Origin of the sequence: Aquiflexum sp. (assembly GCF_041749095.1) — a bacterium.
Taxonomy (GTDB): domain Bacteria; phylum Bacteroidota; class Bacteroidia; order Cytophagales; family Cyclobacteriaceae; genus Aquiflexum.
In genome coordinates, this window is the sequence record NZ_JBGTCA010000508.1 from 1 (window position 1) to 6,521 (window position 6,521).

The following is a 6,521-nucleotide window of genomic DNA, read 5'->3' on the forward strand; positions in this document are numbered from 1 at the left end:
CATACTCCATCTGAAGGTTCTGTCGGAAGGAATTGACATTGCCATTGATATCCGCATCGAAGATGGCTTTGGTCAGATCGTTCATATAAGTGGCCATATTGTATTCATTGCCATACAGTTCCGAATCTACCATTCTTTGTAAGGTGTTTGGATGGGTCAGATGGGCCAGTACATTTTTCTGGGAGCCCAATACCTGCTGATGGATTTTAGGATCTTCAGATCCTGAGAAAAAGTCAAAACCTCTTCTCTGTTTTGCCAGGTAATTGATCAGGTCATTAGGAATGTCATAGGCATTCGGGGCAAACATATATTTGTTCAAAGCTGTCATTGCCCTTTTTTGATCCTCAAGACTTACAGGAGTGTAAGGTTGTGTTGCACCTTCCTGTCCTGCCATCGCCCTATCGACATACACACCACCAATAAACCTTGACATAACACCCCCTGCAGTGCTGTATTGATTCATCAATACCCTATATGCCTGTGTCAACTCCTGATAAGATTCTCCGTCTTTGGTGTATTTCTCTTTGATCCCCTTCATGAGATTTTTAGAAGTTTCCATTAAGTGTATCGAATATCCAATCTGATCATTGGAAAGGTCTCCGATCATCACTCTTGGATCAATGGCTTTACCCGGTGATCTCATGTCATCGGCATCATTGCCGAAAATCAATTCAGGTTGGGTGGATTTGGCCAAAATAGCATCCAGTTCATTTGGATTCTTTACAGGCTTATATCCAAATTCAATTGCCCAAACATCATAAAGACCTACTGTGGTAGTGAAGTAATGTCCCTGAGTTTCTTTATTAGGAGAAAGGTTGATTGCCAGGTAGTCCATGACAGAACCTGTCAAGGCCTTACCCTGAATAAAGTTTTTGTCTGCCAATTGTGCCGGTGAATACAATTGGGAAGCTTTCATATTGTGGTTTAATCCCAAAGTATGGCCCACTTCATGCATCAACAATTCCGCCATGGCTTCCATTTTCATCCCTTCCATTTCAAGGTCGGAGGCACCACTTGCACGTAGAAACGCCTGACCAAACATCACGTTATTCTGCAGATGCGACCCTACAGTACAGAAATGTCCGTTATGCCACGTACCATATTCACTCTCAGTTGCGGTTTCCTCACCGAAAAGTCTGTCGTAAACCACCCGATTGGTATGGTACACAAACTCCAACATGATGTCAGATCCTAAAATCTGACCTGTTCTTGGATTGACGAAACTTGGGCCATAGCCGCCAAATGGAGGATTGGGTGAACTGGTCCATCTTAACACATTGTACCGGATATCGCCGGCATCCCAATCTGCATCATCCGGTTGGATCATAACTTGCACCGCATTTTTAAATCCTGCTTTTTCAAAAGCTTTGTTCCATTCCAATACCGCATTCATGATTGTTGGTCTCCATTCAAGGGGCGTAGAATTCTCTATCCACCATACTATCGGCTCGATTGGTTCTGAAACAGCAGCATTTGGATCCTTTTTCCTCAAATCCCATCGATGGATCAAATCCCTAAATGGCGTTGGACTGCTTGAGGTCATGTCAGTGACTTTGGTAGTAAAATAACCCACACGAGGATCATCAAATCGTGGTTCGTATCCATTGTCACTTAATTCTATCAAACTGTGGTAAACTTTTATGGATACGTTCCGACCGTCTGTTACCGCATCTGATCCACCATTTAGCACAGACGGATTTGAATAAACATACTCCACTGCCAAATCAGTGTTTTTTTCATAATTCCTGATTGCAATAACTTTTGTTTTTTCACTGTCCAGATTTCCTAATTTGAATGAGGTAGGAGACTCTCCCGGAAAAGATGGTCTTTTGATCTGCGAAAATGTTTCCTTAAGAAATAGATTATCTGCTTTGATCAGTATAATACCTTTCTCAGCATCATCAAACTCTATTTTGGCACTTGCCATAATTCCTGAACTAATATTGGCATCTGCCGAACGGCTTAGTGGGTTATCAGCATCAAAGTAGTAAGCAGTGTTTTGACTTATGAATTCCACCCGATTAAAATACTTTTCAATTTTGAAGATTTTATTCTCCCCATAAGCCCCTCTAAAAGTACCCGCTTCAGTCACCCCGTCTCCCACTTGCGAGAAATAAAGGTATTCATTCCCCAATTGTTCTTTCTTGATCAGCATCTTCAATTCACCACTCGTGGTATCCTGATAGAAAGTAAATAGGCCCTCAAATTTTTGATGGCCTTTTACAGCATCTTCCAATTTTTTCTTTTCAGGTTTTTTTTCAGGTGCCGGAGTGGCAGTAGCTGTTGTTTGGGCTTTCTTTTTTCTCTTTTGTGCCTGTGCGTCGTTAACAGGCCCAAATCCTATAGCCAGCATCAATGTGGCTGAAAGGATAAATAGCTTTGTTGGTTTAATCATTGTTCTCTTTTAATTGAAATTTCTTTGAAATATACAAAAACTTTTAAGAGGAGTATAACTGTTTTTTGTTAAATAGACTTAAAGAAAATAATTGTTAGAAGTTGGGAGTCGGAAGTCCGAAGTTGACAGGTTGAACCTTTGAGGTCTATTTTAGACCTCGAAGGTTTTAGTAGAAGGACTTTGATTTCAGGTTTTCTATTGTATTAAACGTGGAATTAAGCTTTAAGACCTTCGGGGTTTTGAAAGCCCCAAAGGTCGAGGATCGCAACCTTTGAGGTCATTTTTAGACCTCGAAGATTTTTTTAAAATCAAGCAAAATTGGTCAGTGGATATCAGGCATCTTCAACTTCCAACTTCGGATTTGAACATTGCCTACTGAACACTGCCTACTGAACACTGAAAACTGCCTCACTTTTTCTCCAACTCAGCTTTCATCTCGTCAATATTCAAGATGTTTGAGATCTGGGATTTTTCTATATCCCTGAATTTTTTGAGTTGAATATCAATTTGTCTTGTTATTTCAACCCTTACTTCTTCTGCCCCATCTGTAGGTCTGAACTCTCCGGTGCCCACAATGGAATTCAAATGGGCCAGCTTGTTGTTCAATCTGATCGGATAATTCAAGGGATCCTGACCACTCCTATTTTGTGTTTGATAAAGCTCTTTTTCAATGTCTGAAATGGCATTTACAATAGGTTCTATCCTTCTTTTTTGCCGTGGATTTTTCTGGACAATCGTATCGAGTTCAGCCCTATATTTTCTGATCAGGATAATCGTTTCATGGGTTTCGGTCAGTTTATCCCGGACTTTGAGCAGAAAATCATATTGCGCCTGAAGATCATCTTGACTTGATGGGTATCTCAAATCAGGAAGTACTTTAAAACGCTGATCCTGTGACTGACCATCTACGATTAACCTGACCATATAATCTCCCGGTACGACTTTCGGCCCTCTCAATGGTCCTGACCACATGATCATTCCTTCAAATCCTTTGGCATCAGGTATCCTCAAATTCCAATTGAATTCGTTGGACCCTGTTTTGTATTTTAAAGTATCTTCTTCAATTCCTTTTGATGAAAATTCCTTAATCAGATTCCTTTCATTATCATAGAATTCCAATCTGACTTCTTCTTTAGCATCCTCTTTCAAATGGTAATACACCAAAACCCCTCCTGGCCTGTTGGTTCCTGCAGTCTTGGATTCTTTTCTATCACCGTCCAATCTGTAGGAATCCTGCGGCTTGAATAAATGAAAGGGCTTACTCTCAATGTTATCTGACAATTGATGAATTACTGTCAGGTCATCAATGATCCAGAAACTTCTTCCTTGAGTGGCTGCGATCAGGTTGTTTTCCTTAATGGTAAGATCAGTGATCGGAACTATCGGAAGGTTTAATTGGAATGGCTGCCAAGATCCGCCATCATTGAAGGAAATGTACATTCCTGTTTCGGTACCTGCATATAGAATCCCTTTTTTGGCCGGATCTGCACGGACTACCCTAGTGAAATGCTGGGCATCAATCCCACTGACGATCTTCGTCCAGGACTTCCCATAATCAGATGTTTTGTATAAGTAAGGTGCAAAGTCACCGTTCTTATAGGAAGTTGCAGCTATATATAATCCCCCTTCTTCAAAAGGATGTCCTTCCATACTATTGATCTGGATCCATTCCGGAAGATCCTTGGGAGTGACGTTTTCCCAAGTCTTCCCATTGTTCACAGAAACATGTAAAAGGCCATCATCCGAACCTGCCCAAAGCACTCCTTTTTTCAAAGGAGATTCAGTAGCGGTGAAAATGGTACTGTAATATTCTACAGATGTATTGTCTTTTGTAATTGGTCCTCCGGAAGGGCCTAGTTTTTCTTTGGCATTTCTGGTCAGATCAGGACTGAATGTCTCCCAAGTCTGTCCCCCGTTTGTTGATCGATGGAATAGGTTGGATGTAGTGTACAATACCTTTGGATCATGAGGTGAAAAGAAAATAGGAAAATTCCACTGGAAACGGTATTTCATTCCCTCTGCACCATGTCCCATTGGGTTGTCCGGGTAGACGTTCACATTCCTTCTCGCTCCGGTTCTATGGTTGAGCATTTGTAGCAATCCCCCATAATTTCCACCATAGACTACATCATTGTCAGTAGGATCTACAGCCAGCCAGCCGCTTTCACTTCCTGCACTTACTTCCCAATCATTTTCAGTTATACCAGCACCTTCATTTCTGTGGTTGATACGCATGGTGGAATTATCCTGCTGTGCACCATAGATTCTGTAAGGAAAATGGTCATCTGTAGTCACCCGGTAAAATTGCGCCGTGGGGTGATTCATGTAAGTAGACCAAGATTCACCACCATCAAAGGAGACCTGTGCGCCCCCATCATCAGCGATGATCATTCTCTGATTGTCCTTCGGGTCAATCCACAGATCATGGTGGTCACCGTGTGGTGCATTGGATCCCGTAAAGGTTTTTCCGCCATCCGTTGATTTGTGATAGCTTACATTCATGACATAGACTGTGCTGTCACTTTGGGTATCAGCATAAATTCTGGTATAATACCACGCCCGCTGTCTCAGGTTTCTGTCCTCATTTGTTTTTTCCCAAGTTTCTCCCCCATCATCTGATCTAAAAACACCACCATTAAGGTTCTCGATTATGGTCCAAAGTCTGTTTGAATTCAATGGGGAAACAGTAATACCCATGATGCCTAAAGTCCCTTCTGGCAAACCCTTATTTCGGGAGATTTCTTTCCAATTTTCTCCACCATCCTTACTCTTGAACATTTTGGAATCAGGTCCACCGCTTTCCAAGCTATAAGGTGTCCTTTTGATATCCCAAGTGGTTGCATATAAGATATTGGGATTGTTTGGATCAAGAATCAGATCAACGGCACCGGCCACTTTGCTGGCAAAAAGTTTTCTGTCCCAGGTTTTGCCACCGTCTGTAGATTTGTACACCCCACGCATTTCAGTTGGTTTGAAAATGTCGCCTAATATTGCAGCATATACAATGTCCGGATTGGTTGGATGAATCCTGATCCTTGAAATAAAGCGGGATTCCTCCATTCCCAGGTGTTCCCAGGTTTTACCGGCATCTGTGCTTTTCCACATACCGTAACCATAGGAAACATTTCCACGGACAGTTTTTTCACCACCTCCTACATAAATGATATTGGGATCAGAATCGGCTACCGTAACAGCACCTATGGATCCACCGAAGAATCCATCTGAAATATTCCCCCAGGTTTTACCCCCGTCGGTGGTTTTCCATACCCCACCACCTGTGGCCCCGAAATAAAAAGTATTTTTTTCTGATGCTACACCTGCAACAGCAGCGGCCCTTCCTCCCCTATGGGGGCCTACCATCCGCCATTGCACTGCATCATATATTTTTTCATTGTAGGATTGGGACCACCCTTCTATTTGAAAACCAAAGGAAAAGAGCAGTCCAAAAACCAATATCAAACGTACTGTATTTTTCATAGCATGAAGTTTAGATTAGCGTATTGAAATTTAAGGGTAATACATCTGAATTAATTGAAAAAAGTGACCATTGGAGTTTATTTGGTCTAAAGCAAAAAAGGCCTTCCGAATTCGGAAGGCCTTTATATTTGTGTAATTATATTTTATGCTTGAGCAGGAACTATGCTTACATAGGACTTGCCGTCATATCTTTTTCTAAATTCTACCTTGCCATCTGACAGTGCAAATAAAGTATGGTCTTTTCCAAGACCTACATTTTCACCTGGATGATGTTTGGTTCCTCTTTGTCTTACGATGATATTTCCGGCAATGACTGCCTCTCCACCGAATTTTTTAACACCCAGTCTTTTGCTATGGGATTCTCTTCCGTTTCTGGAACTACCGACACCTTTCTTATGAGCCATGATTTTATACGTTTAGGATTTCGGGGAAATCTTATAAGGTAATACTTTCGATTAATACTTTTGTAAAGTCCTGTCTGTGACCGTTTTTCTTTTTGTAACCTTTTCTTCTTTTCTTTTTGAAGACGATTACTTTGTCACCCTTTACATGATCAAGAATTTTTCCTGATACCATGGCACCTGAGATGGTTGGTGCCCCTATTGATACTGTACCGTTGTCATCTGCCAACAATACCTCATCAAACTCC

4 protein-coding genes are annotated in these 6,521 nt (G+C 41.5%); all 4 read right to left on the reverse strand.

Annotation, left to right across the window (positions count from 1 at the left end; translation table 11 throughout):
• Nucleotides 1-2,395, reverse strand: a 2,395-nt coding sequence (locus tag ACEW8O_RS23165; RefSeq protein ID WP_373497005.1) for a zinc-dependent metalloprotease, incomplete at its 3' end; no start/stop codon positions are given.
• Between the two features lie 408 nt (nucleotides 2,396-2,803).
• Nucleotides 2,804-5,872, reverse strand: coding sequence for a WD40/YVTN/BNR-like repeat-containing protein (locus tag ACEW8O_RS23170; RefSeq protein WP_373497006.1), 3,069 nt, complete (start codon nucleotides 5,870-5,872; stop codon nucleotides 2,804-2,806).
• A gap of 143 nt (nucleotides 5,873-6,015) precedes the next feature.
• Nucleotides 6,016-6,276, reverse strand: a complete 261-nt coding sequence (rpmA, locus tag ACEW8O_RS23175; RefSeq protein WP_373497007.1) for a 50S ribosomal protein L27 — start codon at nucleotides 6,274-6,276, stop codon at nucleotides 6,016-6,018.
• 31 nt (nucleotides 6,277-6,307) lie between these two features.
• Nucleotides 6,308-6,521, reverse strand: a 214-nt coding sequence (gene rplU, locus ACEW8O_RS23180; protein WP_373497008.1) for a 50S ribosomal protein L21, incomplete at its 5' end; no start/stop codon positions are given.

What these genes read in the sequence shown, in the direction of transcription:
- ACEW8O_RS23170 (WP_373497006.1), bottom strand. Translation starts at nt 5,872, where the DNA reads ATGAAAAATACAGTACGTTTGATATTGGTTTTTGGACTGCTCTTTTCC.
- rpmA (WP_373497007.1), bottom strand. Translation starts at nt 6,276, where the DNA reads ATGGCTCATAAGAAAGGTGTCGGTAGTTCCAGAAACGGAAGAGAATCC.